This is a genomic window from Gelidibacter gilvus (genome assembly GCF_004115975.1).
In the GTDB taxonomy this organism is placed as follows: Bacteria; Bacteroidota; Bacteroidia; order Flavobacteriales; family Flavobacteriaceae; genus Gelidibacter; species Gelidibacter gilvus.
Genome location: NZ_SDDZ01000005.1, coordinates 177,446 through 204,337 on the forward strand (window position 1 = coordinate 177,446; position 26,892 = coordinate 204,337).

A 26,892-nucleotide genomic window follows, 5' to 3' on the forward strand; every position below is an offset into this window, starting at 1 on the left:
TTTAACCAAGGCTATTCTTCACTGAATAGCCTTTTTTTTTAAAACCCTCTCAATATGCGAAAAATTACGTTTTATATAGTGTTATTTTTGTGTTCGCTTTCATACGCGCAGCAACAAAATGTCACTTATAATTATTCTCCTTATGGCTTTTCTGAGGATGATACTATCTCCATAACCTTCAATGGCAACAGCATCAACGAAGATACTTGGGGTGTTACCGGAAACGCGCTTTATTTATGGGCTTGGTCATTTGATCTCAATAACCAAAATATTCAAAATAGCCCAACCAATGGCATTTGGGAAAACTCTGACGAAGCCAACAAGCTGACTTATAATTCTTTGACTGACACCTACAGCATTACTTTTACGCCTACAACTTTTTATGGAAGAAGTGGTATTGGCAGAATAGGATTTCTAGTCAAAGCAAAAAACGGAACTGGCGACAAAAAAAGCCAAGATATTCTATTAAGTGTCGGGAACTTTCGAGTGACCTTAACTTCACCACTACAGAATAGCACCACTATACTTGCCTCTGGTGGCAGCTTAAATATTTCGGCAACTAACACGGGAGGAAATGCGAGTTACAGCCTGATAGCCAACGGCACGAGCATTAACACTAATAGCAGTACTTCTAGTTATTCTTTTACCCATTCAAACATCACTTCCAACCAAAGCTACAAACTGGAAACCACCCAATCGGGAACTACAATCACCAAATTATTTTCAGTGATTGTAAATCCCATAACAGTCTCATCAACCTTACCTTCTGGAATGGTTGACGGCATCAATTACAACACTTCAGATAACACCAAGGCGACTTTGGTGCTTGACGCACCCAATAAAGATTTTGTGTATGTGGCAGGTAACTTCAACAATTGGCAACCCAACGCTTCCCATGCAATGAAAAAAGACGGTGCAACTGGCAAATTTTGGTTAGAATTAACAGGTTTAGTTGCTGGAGAAAATAACATTTATCAATATTGGGTGGTTGACCAAACGCCAATTGCAAATTCACCTATTTTAGTAAAAACAGCTGATCCTTATTCAACATTAGTATTGTCACCATTTGATGACCCTTATATTCCCGCATCCACTTACCCTAACCTTCCGGCATATCCTGCAGGACAAGAGCGTGAAGTGACCGTTTTACAAACCGGTCAAACGCCTTACAACTGGCAAGTTTCCAATTTCACCAAACCTGCAAAAGAAGATTTGGTGGTTTATGAAGTCTTGATCAGGGATTTTGGTTCCAACCGAAATTTTCAAGATTTGATTGATCGCATGGATTATTTCAAAAATCTAAATATCAATGCCATTGAGCTTTTACCCGTGATGGAATTTGAAGGCAATGAAAGCTGGGGCTATAATACGTCTTTCCATATGGCTTTGGATAAGTTTTATGGCACTGAAAATAAGTTCAAAGAGTTTATTGATGTCTGTCACCAAAACGGCATCGCGGTTATTTTAGATGTAGCCTTAAACCATGCTTTTGGGAGAAATCCGATGGTTCGCATGTGGATGGACGATCCGGATGGCGATGGTTGGGGAGATCCAAGTACTGAAAACCCCTATTTCAATACGACACCAAGACATACTTATAACGTGGGTTCTGATTTTGATCATTCTAATCCACGAACTAAAGATTACGTAAGACGTGTCGTTAAACATTGGATTGAAGAATTTAAGATTGATGGTTTCCGTTGGGATTTGACCAAAGGGTTTACACAAAACTGTACCGAAAATGATGAAGGTTGTACCAATGCCTATCAAGCGGATCGTGTGGCGGTTTTAAAAGATTATGCCGACTACTCTTGGTCACTGGACGATTCTCATTATGTAATTTTTGAACATTTAGGGTCAGAAAACGAAGAAAAGGAATGGGCCAATTACCGATATAACGAAGGCAAAGGCATTATGATGTGGGGCAATATGAATTATGCTTACAACGAATTAACCATGGGATTTACCGCAGATATCAGTGGGATCGGACACAAATCAAGACCCTCGTTTCAAGGACCACGTGTTATCGGTTATGCTGAAAGTCATGATGAAGAGCGGTTGATGTACAAAAATCTTCAATATGGAAACAGTACAAACAGTTCCCATGACGTAAAAAATTTAAACACGGCTTTATCTCGCATGTCTGCTTTGGGTGCCGTGACTTTGACAGTTCCTGGTCCAAAAATGATCTGGCACTTTGGCGAATTGGGCATGGAAAACTCCATTTTCACTTGTAATGATGGTACTGTTAATGTTCCTGGTGGTCCTGACGGCGATTGTAAACTGGACACCAAACCACAACCCCAATGGACACAAAATTGGACTGGCGACACTAATAGAAATAAAATCTATAATGATTGGGCGCGAATTATTGCATTAAAAACCAATGAACCTGTTTTTAAAGGTGATTATACGATGACGTCTAATAATCTGACACCGTCTATCGAAATTTTTGATACAACATTACCAACTAGCAGCCTGAATAGAGTGATTGTTTTAGCAAATTTTGATGTGACTGCAAAAACAATGAATACCACCATCCCGACGGGCCAAACTTGGTATGATTTGATGGATGCCAACGGAAGCACCACCTATAATAGTGAAAGCGTAAGCATTGCTGCAGGTCAGTTTAGAATTTTTGGAAATAAAGCATCCACATTAAGTACGGACAGTTTTGAAAATATTTCAGGTTTCGCTATTTATCCAAACCCTGCCAACACTACTTTTAAAGTCAATAAAGACGTAAGTATGCTTGAGATTTATGATCTGACCGGGAAACGCATCAAATCGTTTAGAGGCGACTTTACGCCATCAAACAGTTTCGATATTTCCGATTTGAATCAAAGCATCTATCTCATTAAAATTGAGAATAAAAACGGACAAATGTTGACTTCAAAATTGATAAAATTATAGTCTAGATAAATGACTTAGCAAAAGAAGCTTCTCAGAAATGGGGAGCTTTTTTTATAGCTACCTCACAGAGAATCTCTGCCATTGTTGGTGTTTTCCACCAACAATTCCAATTTCGCATGGAAACAGTAAACTTTTGATGGAGAACCAATGAAACTCTTGAAAATCAGAGCTACCAAAAATGATATAGCAAATTAAAAATTGTCAAAACAGTAATTTTACGCTATTAATTCAGAAGATTTACTTATATTTAATAAAATTTCGATTATGGAAACAACAAACGATATAATTAAAGACATTCCAGCAAATATTTCAGATAGTCAGGTTGTCAATTATTTACATTCAGAAAAACTAGGCACAAAGCAAGTCAAACTTTTCAAGGCTTTAACACACTCAACTGATAAAGTCATCTCTGAGTGGTTTGAAATTAGTGAAAAAACATTCCAAAATTATCGGAGTTCTAAAGCCAAATTAAATATAAATTTTAAAGAGAAATTAGTTCTACTTTTCTCTCTATATAAGCAAGGAGAGCGGGTTTTTGGATCTAAAGAAGCGTTTAGTGAATGGCTGGAAAAGCCAAACTTTCATTTCAATGATGCGCGACCTGTTGACTTTTTTAAAACAATTTCTGGAATCAGATACATTGAAGATAGATTGACAGGAATTGAATATGGTGACAATGTCTAAATATGGAAGTATACAGAATTTCACATAAAAATCATTCAAAAGCATTATCAAGTTCAGGCGTAGCAAACCGATGGAATTTAGATGGAGAGTTCGTTATTTACGCAGGCGCATCGAGGTCCTTATCAACTTTAGAATTAGTAGTTCATCGCAATTCCATAAACAAACTTCCCGAGTATGAAGTCATGATCATCTCAATAGCCGATGAAGAGGATTTATATGAGCAAATTACAATTAAAAAACTACCGCAAAATTGGCGATCGTTTGAAGCCTATTACAAATTGCAAATGATTGGTTCAAATTGGTATAAAGAACAGCGTTCTTTAGTTCTAAAAGTACCTTCCGCCGTTATTTCGAAGGAGTATAATTATATAATCAACACCAAACATCCGTTATTTATTAAAAAGGTGGCATTAGTAAGAAATGAAGATTATTTTTTTGATGAAAGATTATTTGGATAACAACCCTTTATTTGACAAGAATTAATCCACTTACAGTTAATTTGAATTAAAAACGACTGATCTCTTTTTGTTTCACATATTTACCCTAGCATGGAGCGTCATAGACTAACACCACTAACTTGATGCATCTAAACCCTCCAGAATCTCTTTAAGAACCACTGCTTGATTATGCGCTGTATCCTTTGCACCATAAAGCAACGTCACCTTTTGATCTTTTGCCTTTTGACGTAGTTCTTTTAAAACCTCGGATTGATCTTTTAACTCTTTCTTATACTTATTAGAGAAATCGTCAAACTTTTCTGGATCATGATCAAACCACTTTCGCAGTTCGGTAGACGGTGCCAAATCCTTATTCCAGTCATCTAATTTGGCCTCTTCCTTAGAAACGCCTCTGGGCCAAATCCGATCAATCAATATCCGATAGCCATCGCTTTTTGAAGGCGTGTCGTACACCCGTTTTATTTGGATTGGTTTCATGGCAAATTAAAATGCTTCCATTACGATTTGCTCTTTCTTCACATTCAAATTGGCCAACTGCTTTTCAACAGCCTCCATCATAGGGGGCGGTCCACAGAGATAAAAATGTTTGTCGTAAGCAAGTCCGCAGTTATTAAGGAATTTCTCAGTAATCTGTCCATGTTCAAAACCTTCAGCAGTATCCCTAGATAGAATATTGATAAAATTATCACCTAACATCTCATGGAATTCCGTTTCAAGAATGATATCGTCTTTCGTCTTGTTGGCAAAAATAAGTTTATTGTTTCCCAATTTATTCTGTGCCTTCAAGTTCCTCAAAATTGAAATAAACGGCGTCACTCCTGCCCCACCGGCTATGAAGGTGCCTTCGCCTTTATAGGCAATGGCACCAAAAACTTCATTAACAATCAAATGATCGCCAGCTTTTAGAGACAGTAATTTGTTCGTGACCCCTTTACGTAACGGATAGGTTTTGATCATAAATTCGAGATTCTCATCCTTTGGAAGCGATGTAAACGTAAAAGGACGGCCTTCATTTTCCCATCCCGCCTCCTCCACAAATATTTCAGTTGCTTGTCCTGGTTCAAATTCCAGACCTTCGGGTTTTTCGACCACTATATGCAACACATCATGTGTGGCATGTTCAATCGATTTTATAGTTACTTCTTGATTTTCCATTTTTTAGAAATTAATTGTTTTGGATGAGCATTTTTTATTGCAATGCGAGGTTTGTATAACTTCTATCTGTTAGAGTCAAAATGTAGATAAAGGATACAAAATATTCGATATTTCTATATTTTGTTGGTAATTGGAAATTTCAACAATCGTCAATCCCCAAACCCGTCTTCGCAAAAAGCATGGACGGGCAATCAGAATTCTAATATTAACTATTATTTATTGGTATTCGTTATTAGCAGGATGTTGCCTGTCGTCCACTTCAACTTCAATTTCAACTTGGATTTCAAATTCAATTTCTCCAGTAATTAGTCATAATTCTGAATTCATAACTCATCACCTCACCTATTTCTCATCCAAAAACTGTCTAAGCACATACTGCAGAATTCCACCATTACGGTAATATTCAATATCTATCAACGAATCCAATCGGGCAATGGCCTTAAATTTAATTCTTTCACCTTTATCATTCTCCGCCACAACATCTACAGATTTGTGTGGGGTCAACCCTTCAGAAATCCCTGAAATTGTAAACGTCTCAGTTCCGTTCAACCCTAATTTCTCAGCGGTTTGCCCAGCTTCATATTGTAGTGGCAACACACCTAAACCAACTAAATTACTTCTATGGATACGCTCATAACTTTCAGCAATAACTGCTTTTATCCCTAGTAAAAATGTGCCTTTTGCGGCCCAGTCTCTAGACGAACCACTTCCATATTCCTTGCCGGTAAGCACCACTAACGGCGTATTATCTTTTTGATATTTAAGCGAGGCATCATAAACACTCATCTCTTCTCCTGATGGCAAATGCGTAGTATAACCACCCTCCTTTTGAGCCAGTTTATTCTTGATCCGAACGTTGGCAAAAGTCCCTCTCACCATCACCTCGTCATTTCCTCTTCGGCTTCCATAAGAGTTAAACTCTTCTTTTTTGACACCGTTTGCAATCAAGTATTTTCCTGCCGCAGAATGCTCATCAAACGCTCCTGCCGGAGAAATATGGTCGGTTGTAATACTGTCTCCCAACACCAAAAGTGCCCGTGCATTTTCAATATTCTGAAGTGGTGGCGCCGTTTCTGAAATATCCTTAAAGAATGGAATTTCCTTAATATAAGTAGACTCAGGGTCCCAGTCATACAACTTGCCTGTTGGAATCTCTAAATTTCTCCAAATCTCATTCCCATCAAAGATCTCTGAATAGTTTTTATCAAAATCTTTCGGCGTAAGTACTTCCTTAAGCACCGCATTGATTTCATCATCTGTTGGCCAAATATCTTTTAGATACACTGGCAATTGGTTTTTATCATAACTGATAGGATCTGTGGTTAAATTAATATCCACTCGCCCGGCAATAGCAAAAGCAACGACCAACATAGGCGACATCAAGTAATTCATTTTCACCTGTGAATGGACACGTGCCTCAAAATTCCGATTGCCTGAAAGCACGGAGCACACCACCAATTCATGATCATCTACAGCTTTAGCAATGGCAGGAGGCAACGGACCTGAATTTCCGATACATGAAGTACACCCATAGCCCACTAAATGGAATTGAAGCGCCTCTAAATCCTTTAATAAATCGGCTTTTTTCAAATAATCCGTAACGACCTTAGATCCCGGTGCCAAGGAGGTTTTCACCCATGGTTTGACATCAATACCATGCTGTCTTGCCTTTTTAGCCACCAAGCCCGCACCAATCATCACAAATGGATTGGAGGTGTTGGTACAGGAGGTTATCGCTGCAATGACGACTGAACCGTCAGACAAGGAATATTTTTGTTCGCCTTTATCAATCCAAACAGTTTTAAGTCCGTTTTGCTCATTCGTTTCAATTTTTGTACCTTCAGACATCGCTCTTGGCGGGGAAGTAGGCTGATTACCACCTTCATTCTTCCATCGGATGACCGACTCCCGCTCTTCATGCTCTATATATTCACGTTCAAAAGAAGAACTCAACAAATCAATAAACGTGGGTTTGAAATCCTTTAAAAGAATTTTGTCCTGTGGCCGTTTCGGACCTGCAACGGTGGGTTCAATAGTAGAAACATCCAACTCCACAACTTCGGTGTAATTGATTCGATCTTCATTTTCGCGCCATAGCATATTGGTTTTACAATAGGTTTCCACCAGAGTAATCTGTTCTTCCGAGCGATTACTTTCGCGCATGTATTTCAAGGTTTTATCATCAATTGGGAAGTAAGTAATGGTACATCCAAATTCTGGCGACATATTACCAATAGTCGCTCTATCCGGCACCGATAAATGATCAAGTCCTGATCCGAAAACCTCAACAAATTTACCAACCACTCCTTGTTTTCTTAGGATATTGGCAATGGTCAACACCAAATCTGTAGCAGTAGATCCCAATGGCAATTTGCCGGTCAATTTCAATCCAATGACTTCTGGCATAATAAAGTATAGCGGCTGCCCTAAAATTGCCGCTTCAGCTTCAATTCCACCAACACCCCAAGCCACAACTCCAATGCCGTTAACCATTGGCGTATGACTGTCTGTACCCACCACGGTATCTGGGAAAAGTTCTCCATTGCGTTCAATGACGCCTTTGGATAAATATTCTAAGTTAATTTGATGGCAAATACCCATTCCTGGAGGGACCACACTGAAATTATCAAAAGATTGTTGCGCCCATTTTAAAAATTGATAGCGTTCTATATTCCGCTTGTACTCCTCTTCTATATTGCGCTGATACGAATAATCCGTACCAAAATAATCTACTTGAACGGAGTGGTCAATAACCAAATCTACAGGTACCAAAGGGTTAATACTGTCAGGGTTTCCACCTTTACGAGCCACTTCTGCCCTAAGGGCTGCAATATCAACAACGGCAGGAACACCCGTAAAATCCTGCATTAAAACCCGTGCAGGTTTGAAAGGAATATCCTTGTCAACCCCTTTTGGTTGCCAATTAAGAAGTGTTTCAATGTTTTCTTTAGTTACTGAGAAGTCGTCAAAATTACGCAAGGTATTCTCCAATAGAATACGAATTGAAAACGGCAGCTTATCAATCTCATAACCTTGCTTTGAGAGTTCTTCAAGACTATAATAAGTGAAGTTTTTACCATTTACAGTTATTTGCTTTTTGGTTTTAAATAAATCATTACTCATAGTATCAGCGATTTAAAAATGTTAGTATTTATTGCCTATTCAAGTAGTGGCATTGCTGCACAGGGTTATTTGTAGAATGGTTGGGGAGTCGCATTCATAAAATCGAAAATGAAAGAAAATCAATAAGAAGATTGTTTTTCCTCCAAATCTACTTGTAAAAACACTAAAATCAGATGATCAGTGTTTTATTTTAAGCCCTTTAAAATTACGAATTTGTTCTAACATAAGTCAGTTTATCCAAATAAAAAGAACACTAGAATTATATAGCGAATAGAAAAACACAGAAGTTAGCATTTCATAATCCATTCCCATCAATGGCATCGGCAGAAAACATAGCTTCGAAACTCTTGTATTTAGGATCAAATGGTCGCATTTCAATCTTGGACAAAAATCATAGCATCGATTACCTGTTTTTAGGTTTTTTCTAAGATGTCATTTTTCGTGTGTCGGCAAATCCGATAGATTCATTCTGATCTTGTCTTCAGTAATTGCTTCAGGTTTTCGGGTAGCATTACGAAGCACAAGATAGCCTAGCAAGCCACTCAAGCCAGAGGCAAAAAGAATTCCGATTTTAGCTTCTTCCTGTAAAATAAGATCGTCAAAGGAAAGATTCACAATAAATAATGACATGGTGAAACCGATACCGCAAAGAAGCGAGATCCCGAAAAGCAGTTTCCAAATTTCCGGCGTGTTTTTAGAACTTTTATAGAAGAAGGTCAAGAATATATAACTGGCAAACATAATTCCAATCGGTTTTCCAATTAATAATCCCAACATGGTTCCCCAAGTAATGGTGAGATGAAATGCCTCACTTAAAATTTCAGCATCAAATATAATTCCGGCATTTACGAAAGCGAAGGTCGGCATAATAAAAAAGTAAACCAGCCCGTGTAGTTTTCGTTCCAATCGTTTCAATGGCGATTCCATCTCCCGATGTATATTTTCAAGAAAATGATGTACCTGCGGACTTGTCATGGCGTGAGTATCATCCTTAGCCTCTTTAAAAAGCCGATACCCTTTTAAAGAAACTTTTTTTATCTGATCCATATCCCATTCGCGCCGTAAAGGCACGGTTAACGCTAAAATAACCCCTGCAATGGTGGCGTGAACGCCAGACGCCAAAATGGCCCACCACATGACAAATCCAATAACGAGATAGGGCGTCAACCTGTTCACACCTTTCCGGTTAAGAATCAAGAGTATTATGGTACAGCCCGCCGCGATTCCCAAGGCGTGCCAATGGATTTCATCGGTATAAAAAAAGGCGATGACCAATACTGCAATAAGATCATCAACCACAGCAATTGTAGTTATAAAAACCTTAGCCCAAGAAGGCATTCTGGAACCAAGCATCGCAATGACACCAATAACAAAGGCAATATCAGTAGCCATTGGTATGGCCCATCCTTTTACATAATCAGTCCCTAGATTAAAAGCGAGATATATAATAGCCGGAAACATGGCACCGCTGAAGGCTGCGGCGACAGGAAATATCGCCGATCTGAAAGACGTCAGACTGCCAAATTTCAATTCGCTCTTAATTTCAAGGCCAACCATCAAAAAGAACAGTGCCATCAAACCGTCATTGACCCAATCATGTAAGGACTTAGAGATGTAGACATCTTTAAACCCCATTCCAAAATTGAGCTGCATTACCGTATGATAAAAACTATTTAAGGAGGTATTGGCCACAATCAACGCTGAAGCAGTGGCGATGATCAATAATATCCCTGGTGCGGAATCTCGTTTTAAAAATGCATCTATACTCTCAGTTACTTTGCCCATTTTTGGAGAGAATTGTATTTAATGTACAATTTCGGATTTTAAATCTTCTCTATCAATAAAAATTGAAATTATATTTTCAAAAAAATTGAAATTGAAATTAATGACCAAATTTAACCGGAGAAGGAGAGATTAGCAGTAGTCTCTAAGTACTCCTGTGGAGGGAATATTCCGATGTTTCCGAACAACAATCGACATCCATCTTTTTGGCTTTTAGGATTAAAGTTTCATATCCTGCCCAAAAGCGGGATTACTTCAAACAGCAATACCCAATGCGCTTCGCTTTTAAGTTTTGCCTGCCGGCATACAGGGGTTTCACTAAGAAAGCCCGAAAAAATTATTTCTTCGGGCCCTCCAACTAATCAAATCAACTTAATATTTCAATTTTTTGGCACTTCCAATTGCGTAAAATCAATGTTTGGAGCTGTGCCATTTGATGTTCTTGTAAATTCCGTATTGATTGGAGTGGCATCACTAAAAAAGCCACAATTCTCCATAAAAAACTGGTCACCATTCACGCCACCGGCATAGTCCAATCGAGATTCCTTTCGAGCTGTGGCGTCTGCGGTAAATTTAGCTTTGGTCAGTTCAAGCCACTCTTTATCCGTCGTGTAAACCCACTGATTATTGTAGTTTGCTTTTCGCGAAATATTACCAGTTGCCGGTACAAAATTCTCTAAAAACGAATACAACCTTTCTAAGTGTCTACTGCCTTGTGGTCTTCTAAAACTCGCAATCAAATGCCATTTATTGTCTTCTGGCGTGTAAAAATATGCGGTATAATCTGTTGAATTATTTTCTGCAGGAACACCTTTCAATAAAAACTTATAAGAGGTATTCGCTTTCCAATTGTACACTTTATAACTCTGTCCTCCAGAGCCTTCATTTCCAAATTCGCCAGTGGTTACGCCATCACCTTTCCCCAATAAAATAATTTTATGATCGTCAGGAATCTCCTTCGGATCTTGAGTATCAAAAGGACTCCAGACTGAAAACAGGACGCGACGCTCCGTTTCTGAATTGACCTGAATTCCAAAATAGCCGTCCAGAAACCCGTTTGCCATATAATAGGAACCTATGACATCTTCACCTTCCGGAACATTGATTTCGTTATAAAACCATTCAATCTCCTTTTCCTTAGGCAATTCATACGTCAAATGGACTGATGGACCACGTCTTCCAAAATAAAAGTCGTCTTTAATAAAATATATATTTCCTGCAGTGGCTGGACCACCGATTAACACCTCACTAATGTTGGCCACAACAGGTCCTGATTTTTCAATACCCACCAGCTCAATAACATTATAACCGGCTTTAATATCAAAAACACCAATGTCAATTGTTTGGCCTTCTGAAGCATTTATTTTTATGGTTTTGGTTTGATCGGCCAATGTGACTTTTAATCTTGAAGTGCCCTCTGGGACATTCAAATTCAAACCAAGGTGGAGCTTTCCTGAAGTATCGGTTTTAAAATAAGTGTGTACTATGGTTTTTAAATCGGTCCAATTTTTAATTTCAGAATCACTTATCATGTCGGAAGTAATGGAAGGGTTATTGACCACCCAACTGTTTGGACCTGCAGGGATTTGGATGGAGAAATTGAGTTCTACTCCTTCTTGTTCGTTGGATTTATTAGCGTTGCAACTTATCAGAGTAAAAGAAACCAGTAAGACTAGAAATAAAAGGCACCCTTTTTTTAGCATAGTTTTTAATTATTTATACACAAATAATATTCATTGAAAACAGTGATTACTGATGTGTTGGTGTTCCGTCAAAGGTTAAATTGAGAGAAGCTTGATTTTAAGGTCAAGCTTCTCCCGAGATGTTCACTCTCAATCAATATCTTTGACTCTTACAGGATTTATTGGGTCGGATTCTGAGTCAATGTTCCTGGGTAAGAATTTATGGCATCTTGTGGAATATAATAAACCACACGATAATCAGTAGCCGAGATATCATCAAATTGATTGTGAGGTCCTGGATAGTGACGTGTCAGTTCCTTGCCATTTCTGAATACATCATAACTACGCTCTGCTTGATAAGCAAGTTCCAATTGACGTTCTTTGTCAATCCGAGCGCCAGCATTGTCGGCATCCAAAGTAGTGTATCCACCATTAACAATAGAACGCTCTCTAATAGTATTAAGATCAATCAGGGCATCGCTATAATTCCCCAATTTGACATAGGCCTCAGCACGATTCAGGTAAACCTCACCCAAACGACTGATTACGGGAGAGTGCAAATGAGACTCCTCACCTTCCAATGATGCTTTTGTAATGTAGAACTGTGGATAGACACGGTTAAGTGTGATATAATCATCTATGACACCTGAATAAGTTTTGCCGTCTTTGTAAACAATAGAATAAGTTTCCTGATTCGCATCAATAGCAGTAAGCGTATAAGTATTATCGCCTTCCTTAGCGGTAATGGCACCACCGCTACGAGTGATATTTGCTTGTACATAGTTTAAGTTATTAGGACCATCTTCCTTGACAAAACGAAACACTTCAGTGTAATTTCCAGTGTTAGCATCTTTTGAATAAGTAGGCATGATAAAGGCTGCACGTGCATCTACCAGATTATAGCTATCTTCACGCCAGTCATTGCGACCGGTTTCATTTAGCAAATCAATATATTTAGCACTGGCATACATTTCTCCCCAGCCCATTCCACCTAAATTGGCATACATTCCTCCAACGCCATAGTAATGGTCAAAACCTGAATACTCAGAAGCCACACGTTTGATAGCAAATATAGTTTCGGCATTGTTTTCTGGGATAAAGGTATTGTACTTCATAAACTGTGCTCTTGGTAACAACGAATATTTTCCAGAATTGATAACTTTGTTTGAGTAATCTACTGCAAGCTGCGCATATTCTGTATTAGGTGCCGTATAGGTGCCACTCATATAAAGATAGATGCGGGACAACATGGCCTGAGCTGCTTCTTTTGATGCGTAGATAGAAGTTTTATCTAAAGTCAATAATGATTCGGCCTTCTTTAAATCGTTGATGGCCTGCTCGTAGCTTTCTTTTACTGTTGCACGATCATCAAAATTCATATTAAGAACATCGTCAGGAGTTCCATTCACGATTGGAACACCCAAATTTGTTTCTGGGTTTTGGTAATAAGGACGTCCAAACGCACGGGTCAAGTAAAAATACATCATCCCACGCACGTAGTAGGATTCCCCAATCTTATTATCAATCTCAGCACTTTGTCCTTCATCAATCATATCAATAATATTTGAAGCCTGAGCAATAGCTTTATACCCCGAATCCCACATTTGGGTCAAACGATAGTTGTTTGGAGTACGTGCATAAGAAAGAAATTCGTAGAAGGCATCAGTAGATGATCCACGGATCATCATATTATCTCCTGCATATTCTCCCATTCTATGCATAGGATCTGACCAAGCTTTTAACTGGGCATACATTCCGTTGAGCAACGCTTCGAGAGATGCATCAGGATCACCGACAATAGTCTGTGAATCCATACTTCCGTGAGGCAGGCGGTCGATATCACACGCTGTGAATGTTGCCGTGACCAATAGCGCTATAAATATTTTTTTCATGGTGTATAGTTTTAAAATTGTAAGTTAAGTCCAAGCATAAATTTACGCGTGGTCGGATATACTGCAGGACCTGTTGATCCCATTACAGCTCCATCAATTGCTGGGATTTCTGGATCTACCCCTGAGTATTTGGTGATGGTGAATAAATTCTCTCCAGATAAGGAGATGCGTAAGTTATCCACCTTAAACTGGCTTAAGTCGATATTATAACCTACAGTCAAGGAACGTAACTTTAAAAAATCGTTGTTTTCTAAATAACGCGTGGATGTTGCATTTCCTTTATCCTGGTTATTATACCTCGCTACAGGATGCGTTGCAATATCACCTGGCTTTTCCCAACGGCTCCATTCTGGTCTCAAACGCATTTGGTTACGGTCTGTATAAGTTCCGTCCGAATCGTATTCCTGTCTTGAGTAATTATATATTTTACCGCCTAGAGCATAACCGAATACAGCGTTAAAATCAAATCTCTTATAATTTAATGCTGTAGAAAAACCTCCAAAAATATCAGGAGATACCTTACCTGTTTTCTCAAATGTTGCTTGTGAATAATTAGAAGTGGTTTCACGAGACAATTCATTTCCGTCGGCATCTCTTTCTACTTTGTACCACAATGGCAATCCGTCATCAGGATTAACGCCAGCCCATTCTTTTAAATAATAGGTATCCACTGGACGACCTGGCTCCAACATGCGTTGTGCGGAACCGGCAATGCCTAGACCATCACCAACTATAATTGGTCTAACCACGTAATCACCATTGGCATTTTTTGTTTTGTAGAGTTTAGTCAACTTATTAGTATTATGACCAAAATTCAAGTCTACACTCCAAGTCAAATCTTGATTACGAATGATATCGCCACCAATGGCAACCTCAATTCCTTTGTTTTCCATTTCACCAATATTCTGCCAAATGCTCGTCACTCCTGTCAATCCAGTGATTGGAACTCGGTACAGGATATTATCAGTATTCTTCTCATATAAATCAACCGTTAATCTGGCGCGGTTGTTCAATATACTTGCGTCAATCCCTATACCACTGGTATACGTCTTTTCCCAAGTTAAATCTTTGTTTCCTATTTGACTGATCAATGCTCCAGGATTCTGGTTGTAGCTCGCGCCACCTGATACAGCATATAAATCATATTGTGGATACAAAGCACTTGGACGGTTTCCTACCGAACCGTAAGATGCACGGATTTTCAAATTATCTACCCAGTCTGCTTTAAACCACTCTTCACGGTTGATGTTCCATCCCGCACTCACCGAGAAGAAATTACCGTACTTGGCGTTGTCACCAAAGTTGGAAGCCCCATCTCTACGGAAGGAAACCTGACCCATGTATTTATTATCATAGGCATAGTTAGCGTTGAAAAAAACCGATTGGACAGCCCATTCACTGATACCACCTTTGGTTCGCTCTGGGACTGCTACAACGTCCAAAACTTCAAAACCTGGAATAAATCCGGTACCTGCCACGTCCAAAGTTTCCGAAGTATAATCATTAAATTCATAAGCCAATAAAGCATTGACGTCATGTTTACCCCAACTTTGGTTAAATCTTAACAGCTGACTTGTAAACATACGGGTATAATCTGATCGATATTCTTCAATACGACCACCTACGCTTTCACCGCCACTAGAGCGAGGATCTGTATAACCACTTGACTTATAAGTATTGTAACGTATGTTGTTGATAGAGGAGAAGGTCAACCAATCCGTCAATCTGACGTCAAAATCCATATTCCCCATGAACTCATAATTCTTGCTGGCACCATGATTCCACTGAAGATCGTACAAATAATTGGTGCTGGCACTATTTACCCAACTGCTGGAACGGTGTCCCACCAAAGTTCCATCTTCATTATAAGGACTGTCCCATGGTAAGTTAGAATACATGGCCGTTGTAGAATACTGACGGTCATCCACATCACGCATAGAACCAGAAATTGCCGGCTTTATAGTCAACCAATCCAACGGTTTGTATTCCGTTTTGAAACGGAAATTATAACGTTTGTAGTCATAACCTTTAACAGCTCCTTCTTCATCGTATAACCCAAGAGACATATAAGAACGCAGTGTTTCAGTACCTCCTTGAATGGAAACGTTATACGTACGTGTCAAACCAGTCTTAGTGGCCAAATCCCACCAATTAAAATTGCTGTTACGTAAATCAGCATTCCAACGTGGAAATGAAATTTGACTGGCATTGGAAAACGAGGAGTAATAATCATATAATTCCGCCCCATTCATCATATTTGTGTTACCGTTATTGAGTGTGCTAATACCCACTTTAGTAGAAAAGTTAACCGAAGTTTTTCCAATTTTAGCTCTTTTTGTCGTTACCACAATAACGCCGTTAGCCCCCTGAGATCCATAAATGGATGTGGAAGCAGCATCTTTAAGAATCGTCATGGTCTCGATATCATCTGGGTTCAATTCCCCTGCACTAGATCCAACAATAACCCCATCAATAACCCAAAGTGGGCTCGTTGTACCACTTAACGTAGCTTGCCCACGAATAACAACTGCACCTCTTGAACCTGGTTGCCCTGACCCAGAAGCTACATATACCCCAGGTGCTTTTCCATTAAGCATGTTTTCTACGGATGGCGTAGTAACATCCCTAAGGTCATCTCCAGTAACCGTATTCAATGCGCCGGTTAAACTCTCTCTTTTTTGTGTACTATATCCAACAACAACCACCTCATCCAAACTGGCGATATCTTCCTTCAAGCTAATGCCTATGGTCGTCCTGCCATTGACTTGAACCTCTTGAGTTACAAATCCCATAAATGACACTACCAAAGTTGCGTCGCTAGTGACATTTATAGAAAAATTTCCATCAAAATCAGACACCGTCCCATTGGTAGTACCTTTTTCTAAAACAGTTGCTCCTGGAACAGAAATCCCAGTACTGGCCTCAGTTATCGTACCTTTGACCTCAATTTTAGATTGCTGCGCATAAGCAGATCCAACAAATAAGGATAAGAATAAGACTAATAATAGTTTCTTCATAAGTTTTATTTTAAGTTTATTTTCATTTTTAAAAAATCACAGTATATTTTATTTCTTAATAGGTATCCTTGATCCAATTGTAAGGCTTACGTTTTACCCACATTCCTCTTGTAAAATCCGGGATTTCCTGAGGTGCTCCATTATTTTCTATAGACGCTTCTGAAAGTGGGGTAATTGCACTCCATGCCGCCGCATCATAGGCATCCATAGGAGGTGCAATTTTTTCTTTGGCTGATTCTATAAAGGAATTCATCACAAAAAAGTCCATGCCACCATGACCAGCGCCAGTAGCGAGCTCGCCATACTTTTTCCATAAGGGATGGTCGTACTTTTTAAGCCATTCATCGGCATCATCCCATTGATGTGGTTTTGATTTACCCTCGATATAAATTCTTTTTCCATCATCTTCCCATAAACCGTTGGCACCCTGAACCCTAAACCCTAAGGAATAAGGTCTTGGTAGATTAACGTCATGCGTAATAATGATGGTTTCGCCATTGGTGGTTTCTACCGTCGTGGTAATCACATCACCTTGCTTGAATTTCAATTTAGCGTTGGGATGGTCCTTGCCACCGTTGTCAACAATATAATTATGTAATCCGATCCCTTTTGATGCATTGGACGTTAAGGACATCAAACGATTTCCTCTATTGATATCACACATAACAGCCATAGGTCCTAAACCATGCGTTGGATAGACATCTGCGTTTCTTAACAGTGAATGTTGGGTACGCCATGCAGATTCAGAAATACCTTTATCTCCAAACTCCACGCCTTTACCGTAAGCCGTCTTACCATCGTTGAACTTTACGCCACGCAAATCGTGCTGATACCCGCATCTAAAGTGGACCAATTCACCAAAGACATTTTGTTTCACCATATTTAATACAGCGAGAACATCTCTACGGTAATTGACGTTTTCAAGAATCATTAAATGAGATCCTGTTGCTTCGTGCGTGTTTACCAAGTCCCAGCACTCCTCTAAGGTATTGGCAGCAGAAACTTCCAAGCCGGTGTATTTTCCTGCTCTCATAGAATCAACAGCCATTCTTGTATGCCACAACCAAGGTGTAGAAATCACAACCGCGTCAACCTCTTTCAAGTTCAATAGATTTAGATAATCTTGATCATTTTTACTGAAAACCTGTGGTTTTGCAAATCCTGCATCCTTGATCATTTTCAGTGCAACTTCAATCCTAGCAGGATCCACATCACAGATGGCAGTAATTTCCGTATCCTTTCTGAGCAATGCATTGTTTAAATGATTTACTCCTCTTAGGCCAACGCCTATAAATGCCATTTTTAATTTTTGGTCGGCTGAACCCAACATCGCACCAAAGGACATATTAGGAAGCATCATTAAACCTGCGCCAGCCAAAGCTGTTTTTTTGACAAAATCTCTTCTTGAACTCATATTATGAAATCGTTAATGTTTCGTTAAATAATCTAGCTCTCAAATTTGGAATTAAAGTCCGTTAATGTGGTAGAGATTTTAGGCAATTGTGGAGAAAATGACATGAATGCTGAAATAATCCTCCTATTTGACGAATTAATGGCTTATGCTCTATTAATCCATTCTCTACAAGGCGCCTTGCATTTATATTATTAATATATTTACCATAATTAATCAGTTACTCTAGTAGCTATCCTAATATTTATGTCCTTCAAGGAAATAGTCTACAAATCCAAGAATTGACTTATGTACAGTTTGAAGCCTTATCTTTTAACCCTTTGTTTATTTATAGCGACCGTTACGTCTGCACTTGCACAGCACCATGTCAATTTTACGCATTTAGCGCCTACTACAGATAATAGAGCGATTACGGTTAACAAAACGATACAGGACGCTTTTGGAAATATCTGGATGGTTGATAAAGGAGACATATACATCTATGATGGGTATAACTACCGACACATCAGCAACCAAAATATTTTTCCTAATTCCAAAGATTATGAATCCATAAAAGACATTCTTATTGATGATTTTAAAAATATCTGGCTGATCTCAGCCCAAGGTTCATTAACTCAATATGATCCTAGCAAAGGTATTTTTGAGGATGTAACACCACTGATAAATAATGAGAAAATTGGAGCCATCACTTCAAAAAACAAAGAAATCTGGTTAGCCACAAGTAAAGGCAGTATTTACACCTATGCCAACTCTAAAACGGATAGCATTACTACTTTTCCTGGCATGGGCAGCACTTCAAAAACCGTTGTGGATCTTGCAGTGGGACAAAATAAGGACATTTTCTTAAGCACAGGAGATGGCAACGTTATGGTATATTCTATACCATCCCAAAACCAAGAATTTCTAAAAGCACCCTTTAATAATTATCCCGAAAGCTTAAGGTTATTGGCGGACAATTACAATAGATTATGGATTGGTACGGAAACCAGTGGGCTTTTTTTATATGACATCACTAAGAAACAATTTATTCAAGATTCATTTTTCAAAGGAAATTCGCACAACATTAAAAATGAATTATTTCTGAATCTTTATGCGGACACACGTGGATTTCTATGGGCAGGAACCGATGGCGGTGGTTTATATAAAGTAAATTTAACAACAGGTGATGTTCTTCTGTTCAGCAAACAAGTGAATAGTGAATCTTCTTTAAGTAGTAATACCATTTTACATATTAATGAGGATAATCATCAAAACATTTGGATCACACCCAATTACGGCAACTTGAATATCTTACCCAACGCAGATAATAACATCAATTATCACGAGGGCTCTGAAAATCGTGTGCCTAGCCGAATATTGAGTATTTACAAAGGTTCTGACGATGTGTTATGGGCAGGGACGGATGGATCCGGACTTACCAGAATTACTTTCAACCCCGATGGAAGTTCAAATGAAAAGCAGTTTTTCAATGATTTCAATACTAACAAAGGGTTTTACGTCCAAAGCATAACCGAGGACAACAATGGCAATATATGGATTGGCACCTACAAAAATGGGCTGTGGTTCTATGATGCCAAAAAAAGAGACTTTCGTGAAATTCCCGTATTAAACTCCAAAAATCAAAAAGCGTCCGACGTTCGGACGGTTTTTAAAGATAGCAAAGGACGCGTTTGGGTAGGATCCAATACCTGCCTGAACATCTATTCAGACAATCTGGAACTTCTGGCATCCTTTGAAAACAATGCGAATAGTTTAAGAGGCACCATTGTTGAAAGCATCATCGAAACTCAAAATGGCAGCATATGGCTAGGTATTTATGAGGGTGGCTTATTTCAATTTAAGGAGAATCACACTGAGTTAAGTGCCTCTACTTTTTTAGACTTTTCCATCTTGAATGATCAATTGGACAGGATAAAAAGTGTCAAATCCATTTCAGAAGGCACTTATAACAGCTTATGGCTGATAAATGATATCGGAAAACTATTAAAGTATGATATCAAAAAAAATACGTTTACCTCATTTGAGGATTTAAAGACTATTTCAGATAGAACGCTCACCGCGGTTATCAATACAGGGAATGATAATTTATGGATAAGCTCCATCAATGGCATTGTCAATTTCAATACTAGAGACGCCATCATAAAAACCTATTATATCACTGACGGACTGCAGGATAACGTGTTTTTGTCGAGAAGCGCGTTTAAGGATCATAAGGGCGTCTTATATTTTGGTGGATCGAAAGGCTTTAATTATTTCTATCCCAAAGATTTACACAAAAAAGAATCACAGCCCAACCTACAAATTAACACCATAGAAGTTCTAAACCAACCAGCGGAAGTTCTATTGCCAGAACAAATTGACAGTGGCATTGTCAATGTCAAGTCCTTGCATCTAAAACACAATCAGTCGTCATTTTCGTTTCGTTTTGCTGCTTTGGACAATATATTATATCCGAAACACTTTTACGCCTATAGGTTAAAAGGTTTTGACGACGATTGGATCTATAGTCATTTGGAACGTTCTGCCACCTACACCAACATTCCTGCGGGCAATTATACTTTTGAGGTTAAGGCAGGCACACGAGACAACGTTTGGGACATTCCTGCCAAAAGTATAAACATCTCTATTGAACAACCATTTTGGAATAAACCCTTTGCCTGGATTTTATACATAGCCTTTTTTGGTTTAATGGTTTATGGCGTAAGACGTTGGTATGCCTTAAAAAAGAAGTTGTTCACAGAAAAAATAAGTCATCAAAATCAGAATGAACTGCATGAATTAAAAATGAATTTTTTCGCTAAAATGTCACATGAAATTCAAACGCCTCTAACCCTGATTTTAGGACCTCTTGATGACATGATTCGGAAAGCAGAAAAAAACGGCAATCTTCTTTTAAAACAGCGCCTTGAAATCATCGGATATAATAGCAGGCGACTTTCTAAAATTGCCTACGAATTGACCTTGGTCAGAAATAAGGAATTGGATAGACTCCGATTGAATGTCACTAAAAATAACCTCTATAAGAAGATTGATGACATTGCACAGTCATTCCATGAATTAGCAAGAAAAAAGCATATCGACTTTGCGGTCAACTGTCCCAAAAACCTCACTGCAGCATGGTATGACAAAGAAAAGTTAGAACATATCATATATAATCTCCTCTCCAATGCGTTTAAGTTTACGCCAAAAGAAGGGAATATTATATTGACCGTAACGCCGATCAATTCAAAAAAGATGATCCGTTTATCCGTAACTGATTCCGGTCCCGGCGTGGCTAAAGAAGAATTGAACACGATTTTTGAACTCTTTTACCAATCCAAAATTGGAAGAAAAAAGAAAGGCATCGGGATAGGATTGGCACTGACAAAAGAATTGATTGATTTGCACAAAGGAAAAATAGAGGTGGAATCCTCCGCAATAACCGGTACCACATTTACAATAACGTTTCCCATTCATAAGGAAGCCTATACAGATATGGAAAGAATTACGGCAGATGATGACGATGAGCCTAACGAAGTTACCATTGAAAATGAGGTCATCGCTGAAACGCAAAACGAAAGTAACGCTTTAAAAAAGACCATTCTGATTGTTGAAGACAATTTGGACTTACAACTTTTCTTGAAAGACCTTCTTCAAAATCAGTATAATATCATATTAGGCGAAAACGGCATTGAAGGATTTCATTATGCCAAGAGCAATATTCCAGACCTGATTTTAAGTGATATTATGATGCCAGAACTTGATGGTATTGAAATGTGCAAACAATTAAAAGAAGAGCAGCTCACTAAACATATTCCTATTATTTTACTGACTGCAAAAAACTCGACCCACTCAAAAATAACTGGGTTGAAATCCGGCGCCATAGAATATATCAACAAGCCTTTCAACACCAAGGAACTCTTACTTAAAATTGAAAATATTCTTATTGCTAAAGATGATATCATCACGAAATACCGAAAAGAAGTGATTTCAAGACCAGAAGTTCCTTTGGAAAAATCACAGGACGAAATCTTTCTCGAAAATTTAGTGGCCAATATTATTTTAAGATTGGAAGATGCCAATTTCAAAATGGAAGAATTGGCCGCACCTTTAAACATGAGCTATTCCACCATATATAGAAAATGTCAAGCGCTAACAGGTCATAGTTTAGTAGATTTCGTAAGAATATTACGCTTAAAAAAAGCGGCTGTTTTAATCACTAAAAACGGATTTACGGTTTCTGAAACAGCATTTATGACCGGATTTAATGATCCGAAGTATTTTTCAAAATGCTTTAAAAAACAGTTCAAAAAAAGCCCTGTAAGTTTCAAGCACGAAGCCCATAAAATTGGCGTGGATGAGTATTTAAACAAACATGAAGTAGGATCTTTCTTGTAGAATTTAGTGCGGTTTACTCAATTGTCAATCGATAGACGTTAGTTTCTCTTTTTACAAAACCTAACTTTTGATATAAGGTATTGGCAGCCACTCTATCTGGACTAGAAGTCAAATTGATGGTTTTAATGTTTTGGTTTTTGACATAATCGATAGAAAACGCCATCAATTGTTCACCAACACCTTTCCCTCTGGCTGAGTTATCTACCACAACATCTTCAATCCAAATTTTATCGCCCGTAGGAATTTTAGTGAATACCAAGGTCAATGTACCGAGTATTTCATTATTCTCTTCTGCTATAAATAGTCGTGTGCCATCAGAATTAACAATTGCCTCAAGGTCTTTTTTGGTCGGTAAAGGATGACCAGGGGCGAGTTGAGGAATCAACTTCCCAAAGGCATTTAGAACCTGATCTGTTACGGTGGTGAGCTTATAAATCTTCATAGTACCAAAATTAAGAATTTTTTCGCCGATTTCTTCATTTAAAAATGAATTCACTTCGATATGTTAAATACCTGGCTATAGGACTTTTACCGATACATTGCTACGCTTTATAAAATCTCTCGATGATTATCCTCTAGATTTTAATTAATTTAGACACAAATAAAAGATAATGCCAGAATTACCAGAAGTAGAGGGCTACAAAATTTATATTGACAGCACCGCCCTCCATAAAAAAATCACTTCATTTGAATGTCGTGATACTAGATTGCTCAAAACCTCAACCGCAGATTTCGAAAAACATTTGGTCAATGAAGAACTTACAGAAACAAAACGCATTGGAAAATATTTGTTCGTAAAAACTTCGGGCAAAAAAATACTCGTTATCCATTTCGGAATGACCGGCCGTCCCAATTACTATAAAGAAAAGGAAGACCGTCCAAAATTTGGACATATTGTACTCACTTTTGAAAATGGCTTTCACTTTGCTTTTGAGAACAAACGCAAATTTGGCTGGTGGGATCTGATAGATTCCATTGAAGATTACAAAGTAGCACGCAAACTCAGCGATGATGCCAGAGACTTAAGCTTAGAAGATTTCAGAGACTCTTTACGCAAACGGAAAACGTTTATCAAAGCCGTTCTTATGGATCAAAGTGTCGCTGCTGGCATTGGCAATTGGATGGCGGATGACATTCTTTACCAATCAAAAACCCATCCTGAAACCAAAGTTCAAGCTCTTTCGGACAAAAATATTGATACCATTTTTAAGGCCATGAAAAACGTCATAGAAGTGGCCATTGAAAACGACGCCCATTACCCCGATTTCCCAGAATATTTCTTAATCCATAATAGAAAAGAAGGCGCATCATGTTTTCACTCAGGCGTGGAAATCCAAAAAATAAAAGTGGGTGGACGCTCTACTTATTTCTCACCAGATTGGCAAAAAAAAGCAGAATAGATGGTATTGAATTTATAATCATACACGTGATGTTTTATTTGGGCGTGCCCCAAAAGGGTCGGGCTATCCGTTACAAGTCCTCGCTTCTCCTATCGGAATCGCTGCGGGCTTTCCACTTCTATCCCTCACGCGAGATAATTAGAGCATTTAAAAACGAGCTTCAAAACCAGCAACATCTAAATAACCTAAATGTATAAATACACTTTTTTTTAAACGATGCTACCTTTTTCTTTATTTGGAAACATCAAACTAAAAGCATAGCCAAAGATAAAACACGAAGCAACGCCCAAAAACGAGTACATTAAAAAATTAATTTCTGTAAAAACGCTGACATACCATATCAAAAGCGCACTGACTACCAAGCCCATTAATGTGCCTTTGGCATTTGCTTTTTTGGTAAGCATTCCCAAAAGGAACATGCCTCCCAATCCTCCCGTAAAAAGTCCCAAGAAACGATAGAACTGATCCCAAAGCGATTTGATCTCAGAACTTGCCATCCATAGGGCCAAAAGCACACCAAGAACACCGGTAACCATTGTGGCGACCCTCGCAATTCGCAAAAGTTTACGATCATCCACTTTTGGTCTGAAATGCAAATGGAAATCGTTGCAATAAGCCGTGGAAACCGAATTCAGACTACTACTGATACTCGACATAGCTGCAGAAAAAATTCCCGCCACCAACAAACCTGAAACGCCCTTTGGCAACTCTCTTACAATGTACCATGGAAAAATTGAATCGTTATTGGAAATGGCCGGCGACAGTTTGCTGGGCATTTCAGAATAGAACATAAACAACAGCGTTCCAATCCCAAAAAAGATAATGGTTGCGGGCAAGGTCAACACCGCATTAGTGTATAAGGTTTTTTGAGAATCCTTGACACTGGAACTTGTCAAATACCGCTGAACAATAGTTTGATCCGTCCCTTGCGTGACCATCGCCGAGGCAAGACCACCAATGAAAACAACCCAAAACGTGGACTCTGTAAAGTTAAAATCCATATTGGCAATATTGAATTTATCCCTATCTGAAGCGTAGGTAATCATATCGCCAAATGAGGTTTCCGTATGCATCATAATCCACGCCACTGCTAAAACACTACCTCCAAGAAGCACGACCACTTGCATAACATCGGTCCAGATCACCGCTTCAATACCTCCAAAAGTGGTGTAAAATATACACAGCACGCCCATAATTAAAATACTGGTCTCCACAGGGATGCCGGTCACAATGGAAATGGCCAAAGAAGGCAATAGCAATACAATCCCGATGCGTCCTAATTGAAATAAGATAAAAGATAAACTTCCAAAAGCACGTGCGGCGTAATTGAAGCGGTCCTCAAGATATTCATAGGCCGTTTTTATTTTTAGTTTATTAAAAAATGGGATGAACACAAAAGCGATTAATGGCGTGATGAGAATGGCCGTAATATTCAGAAAAAAGAACGACCAATCGGTCACAAAAGCCTTAGCCGGAATGGCCATAAACGTAATGGCGCTCAAAAGTGTTCCAAATACACTTAAACCAGCGGCCCACCAAGGAATACGTCCACCACCTACAAAATAATCTTCGGTCGATTTTTGTTTGCGGGCAAAATAAAGACCAATCAAAACAGATATCAAAAGGTATATCGCAAGGATACTATAATTGAGAATTCCAAAGGGATGTGCGGCATCAGCAATCTTAAAGCTTTGTACCCCAGAAGTACGAATCCCTGGAGAGACCTCACCAGAAACGATGAAAAAATCGTTGTTGTTTTTAAAAGAAAGTGCAGTTACCGGTATTTTGGAAGGCAGGCTCGCATAAACAAACCATTTTTTGGTAATGGTATTGTAGGCGAGGATATCATTTGAAAACCCAGGATGCGTGTTTAAAATGTCATCCCTTCTAGAGGTCAATTGATTTCTTATAGTGTCTGTTCCGACTTTAGCTAAGTCCAAACCAATGTTTTCCAATTCATCAAAAAGCACGGCGTCACTCCCGCCGTAAACCATAATATGCATGGAACCCATGACCTCTGCAGATGCGCCCATCAATACTCTTGAGGCGTCTTTTATGAGCAGATCGCCTTCATCGGCCCAAATCTGATTTTTAAAATCGTAGGATAAATAAGAGGTTAAAGCTTCTGATTTCTGACCTACACTTTCATCTCTTCCGCCAATAACAAATAGTTTCTTAGTGGTTTGTGTTTCTTGAACGGCAGTCGTGTGAAGTGCTCTCGCAGGTCCAGGGAAATCCGCGAGTTTCTCCCATTGCTGTTGGCCCTTTAACGATAATCTGTAAAATGAATTCGTGCTGCCCTTATCATTGGTACCACCTACGACATATACAAAATCATCAACGACCACCGCCGATGAAAATGCCAGAGGCTCTGGAAGTTTCGGGTACTCCGTAATTCCAACCTCTTTGCTGCCACTATTATAGGCCATTAAGAAGACCTGATCACTTATGAGATTTTCATTATTACCTCCTATGCACAAAATCCCTTGAGCAGTTGCTACAGACGCCGAATAACCCAACGGCATCGGCAATGTTGTTGAAGACAAACGCCATTGGCCATTTTCATAAATAAAAATGGCATCAGTCCATACTTTTTTTCCGCCTTCCCAAGGTAAACCCTCAGGAAAGTTTGCACCCCCAGCTGCTAAAAGAACGCCGTTATGCGCGCCTCCCAACATGCCGGCATAACCAATGGATGCGCTTGTGGAAGTTTCGGCAGGCAAATTGGGAAGGTCTGCAACATCTAATTTTGAGATTTCTTGACTAAAGGACGGCATCCATAAAAAAAGAATGACCAATAGAAGTGTCGTTTTCAGAATTTTCTTCATTTTAGAGAGATTACTTAAAAATACTCGTGCTTTGTTCGGATACCAGTTAAATTTCATTGAAATTTGTGGGTCATCCAATTTAATAAAATGACAACCACCCACATCGTCAAAAAATAATGCTAAATATAATAAAATAGAATTAATTGTATTATGTATTACATATTAATTTC

General features: G+C 38.8%; 15 protein-coding genes. 5 read left to right on the plus strand and 10 right to left on the minus strand.

From position 1 onward, the window contains the following. The first annotated feature begins 54 nt into the window (after nucleotides 1–54). The 3 genes from ESZ48_RS10695 to ESZ48_RS10705 all read left to right on the plus strand — a co-directional run bounded on the left by ESZ48_RS10695 (nucleotide 55) and on the right by ESZ48_RS10705 (nucleotide 4,055). The gene (locus ESZ48_RS10695; protein WP_129017475.1) at nucleotides 55–2,913 is read left to right on the plus strand and encodes an alpha-amylase family glycosyl hydrolase; all 2,859 of its coding nucleotides are present in this window, start codon (nucleotides 55–57) and stop codon (nucleotides 2,911–2,913) included. Nucleotides 2,914–3,177: 264 nt separating this feature from the next. Beyond that, a complete protein-coding gene (locus tag ESZ48_RS10700) occupies nucleotides 3,178–3,597 on the plus strand; it encodes an antitoxin Xre/MbcA/ParS toxin-binding domain-containing protein (protein WP_129017476.1) in 420 nt (139 codons plus the stop codon). A 2-nt stretch (nucleotides 3,598–3,599) separates the two neighbouring features. Further along, the gene (locus ESZ48_RS10705; protein ID WP_129017477.1) at nucleotides 3,600–4,055 is read left to right on the plus strand and encodes an RES family NAD+ phosphorylase; all 456 of its coding nucleotides are present in this window, start codon (nucleotides 3,600–3,602) and stop codon (nucleotides 4,053–4,055) included. A 114-nt stretch (nucleotides 4,056–4,169) separates the two neighbouring features. Here the strand turns inward: ESZ48_RS10705 and ESZ48_RS10710 are convergent, their stop codons facing one another. From ESZ48_RS10710 to ESZ48_RS10745, 8 genes are all read right to left on the minus strand, one after another. Further along, nucleotides 4,170–4,532, minus strand: a complete 363-nt coding sequence (locus ESZ48_RS10710; RefSeq protein WP_129017478.1) for a DUF488 domain-containing protein — start codon at nucleotides 4,530–4,532, stop codon at nucleotides 4,170–4,172. Nucleotides 4,533–4,538: 6 nt separating this feature from the next. Beyond that, on the minus strand, nucleotides 4,539–5,210 hold the full coding sequence (locus ESZ48_RS10715; RefSeq protein WP_129017479.1) for a ferredoxin reductase domain-containing protein: 672 nt from the start codon (nucleotides 5,208–5,210) through the stop codon (nucleotides 4,539–4,541). 342 nt (nucleotides 5,211–5,552) lie between these two features. Continuing rightward, nucleotides 5,553–8,333 carry an aconitate hydratase AcnA gene (gene acnA / locus ESZ48_RS10720; protein ID WP_129017480.1) on the minus strand — a complete coding sequence of 927 codons (2,781 nt, stop codon included), beginning with the start codon at nucleotides 8,331–8,333 and terminating at the stop codon, nucleotides 5,553–5,555. Nucleotides 8,334–8,765: 432 nt separating this feature from the next. Further along, a complete protein-coding gene (gene nhaA / locus ESZ48_RS10725; protein ID WP_129017481.1) occupies nucleotides 8,766–10,118 on the minus strand; it encodes a Na+/H+ antiporter NhaA in 1,353 nt (450 codons plus the stop codon). A 377-nt stretch (nucleotides 10,119–10,495) separates the two neighbouring features. Next, nucleotides 10,496–11,818, minus strand: a complete 1,323-nt coding sequence (locus tag ESZ48_RS10730) for a DUF3472 domain-containing protein (protein WP_129017482.1) — start codon at nucleotides 11,816–11,818, stop codon at nucleotides 10,496–10,498. Between the two features lie 158 nt (nucleotides 11,819–11,976). Then, nucleotides 11,977–13,689 carry a RagB/SusD family nutrient uptake outer membrane protein gene (locus tag ESZ48_RS10735; protein WP_129017483.1) on the minus strand — a complete coding sequence of 571 codons (1,713 nt, stop codon included), beginning with the start codon at nucleotides 13,687–13,689 and terminating at the stop codon, nucleotides 11,977–11,979. An 11-nt stretch (nucleotides 13,690–13,700) separates the two neighbouring features. After that, the gene (locus tag ESZ48_RS10740) at nucleotides 13,701–16,706 is read right to left on the minus strand and encodes a SusC/RagA family TonB-linked outer membrane protein (protein ID WP_129017484.1); all 3,006 of its coding nucleotides are present in this window, start codon (nucleotides 16,704–16,706) and stop codon (nucleotides 13,701–13,703) included. 55 nt (nucleotides 16,707–16,761) lie between these two features. Beyond that, a complete protein-coding gene (locus tag ESZ48_RS10745) occupies nucleotides 16,762–18,120 on the minus strand; it encodes a Gfo/Idh/MocA family protein (protein WP_129017485.1) in 1,359 nt (452 codons plus the stop codon). A 285-nt stretch (nucleotides 18,121–18,405) separates the two neighbouring features. On the opposite strand from ESZ48_RS10745, the gene ESZ48_RS10750 reads away from it, so the two are divergent. Beyond that, a complete protein-coding gene (locus ESZ48_RS10750; protein ID WP_129017486.1) occupies nucleotides 18,406–22,494 on the plus strand; it encodes an ATP-binding protein in 4,089 nt (1,362 codons plus the stop codon). A 13-nt stretch (nucleotides 22,495–22,507) separates the two neighbouring features. Here the strand turns inward: ESZ48_RS10750 and ESZ48_RS10755 are convergent, their stop codons facing one another. After that, nucleotides 22,508–22,936 carry a GNAT family N-acetyltransferase gene (locus ESZ48_RS10755; RefSeq protein WP_129017487.1) on the minus strand — a complete coding sequence of 143 codons (429 nt, stop codon included), beginning with the start codon at nucleotides 22,934–22,936 and terminating at the stop codon, nucleotides 22,508–22,510. A 169-nt stretch (nucleotides 22,937–23,105) separates the two neighbouring features. On the opposite strand from ESZ48_RS10755, the gene ESZ48_RS10760 reads away from it, so the two are divergent. Beyond that, nucleotides 23,106–23,894 (plus strand): Fpg/Nei family DNA glycosylase, encoded by a 789-nt coding sequence (locus ESZ48_RS10760; protein WP_129017488.1) that lies wholly within the window; start codon nucleotides 23,106–23,108, stop codon nucleotides 23,892–23,894. Between the two features lie 209 nt (nucleotides 23,895–24,103). Here ESZ48_RS10760 and ESZ48_RS10765 read toward each other — a convergent pair whose 3' ends face one another. Next, nucleotides 24,104–26,722, minus strand: coding sequence for a sodium:solute symporter family transporter (locus tag ESZ48_RS10765; protein WP_129017489.1), 2,619 nt, complete (start codon nucleotides 26,720–26,722; stop codon nucleotides 24,104–24,106). Nucleotides 26,723–26,892 lie beyond the last annotated feature (170 nt).

Excerpts from the sequence above, each read along its gene's own strand:
- ESZ48_RS10765 (WP_129017489.1), bottom strand. The coding sequence starts at position 26,722 with ATGAAGAAAATTCTGAAAACGACACTTCTATTGGTCATTCTTTTTTTA.
- nhaA (WP_129017481.1), bottom strand. The coding sequence starts at position 10,118 with ATGGGCAAAGTAACTGAGAGTATAGATGCATTTTTAAAACGAGATTCC.
- ESZ48_RS10760 (WP_129017488.1), top strand. The coding sequence starts at position 23,106 with ATGCCAGAATTACCAGAAGTAGAGGGCTACAAAATTTATATTGACAGC.
- ESZ48_RS10730 (WP_129017482.1), bottom strand. The coding sequence starts at position 11,818 with ATGCTAAAAAAAGGGTGCCTTTTATTTCTAGTCTTACTGGTTTCTTTT.
- ESZ48_RS10755 (WP_129017487.1), bottom strand. The coding sequence starts at position 22,936 with ATGAAGATTTATAAGCTCACCACCGTAACAGATCAGGTTCTAAATGCC.
- ESZ48_RS10695 (WP_129017475.1), top strand. The coding sequence starts at position 55 with ATGCGAAAAATTACGTTTTATATAGTGTTATTTTTGTGTTCGCTTTCA.
- ESZ48_RS10700 (WP_129017476.1), top strand. The coding sequence starts at position 3,178 with ATGGAAACAACAAACGATATAATTAAAGACATTCCAGCAAATATTTCA.
- ESZ48_RS10750 (WP_129017486.1), top strand. The coding sequence starts at position 18,406 with ATGTACAGTTTGAAGCCTTATCTTTTAACCCTTTGTTTATTTATAGCG.
- acnA (WP_129017480.1), bottom strand. The coding sequence starts at position 8,333 with ATGAGTAATGATTTATTTAAAACCAAAAAGCAAATAACTGTAAATGGT.
- ESZ48_RS10715 (WP_129017479.1), bottom strand. The coding sequence starts at position 5,210 with ATGGAAAATCAAGAAGTAACTATAAAATCGATTGAACATGCCACACAT.
- ESZ48_RS10705 (WP_129017477.1), top strand. The coding sequence starts at position 3,600 with ATGGAAGTATACAGAATTTCACATAAAAATCATTCAAAAGCATTATCA.
- ESZ48_RS10710 (WP_129017478.1), bottom strand. The coding sequence starts at position 4,532 with ATGAAACCAATCCAAATAAAACGGGTGTACGACACGCCTTCAAAAAGC.
- ESZ48_RS10745 (WP_129017485.1), bottom strand. The coding sequence starts at position 18,120 with ATGAGTTCAAGAAGAGATTTTGTCAAAAAAACAGCTTTGGCTGGCGCA.
- ESZ48_RS10735 (WP_129017483.1), bottom strand. The coding sequence starts at position 13,689 with ATGAAAAAAATATTTATAGCGCTATTGGTCACGGCAACATTCACAGCG.
- ESZ48_RS10740 (WP_129017484.1), bottom strand. The coding sequence starts at position 16,706 with ATGAAGAAACTATTATTAGTCTTATTCTTATCCTTATTTGTTGGATCT.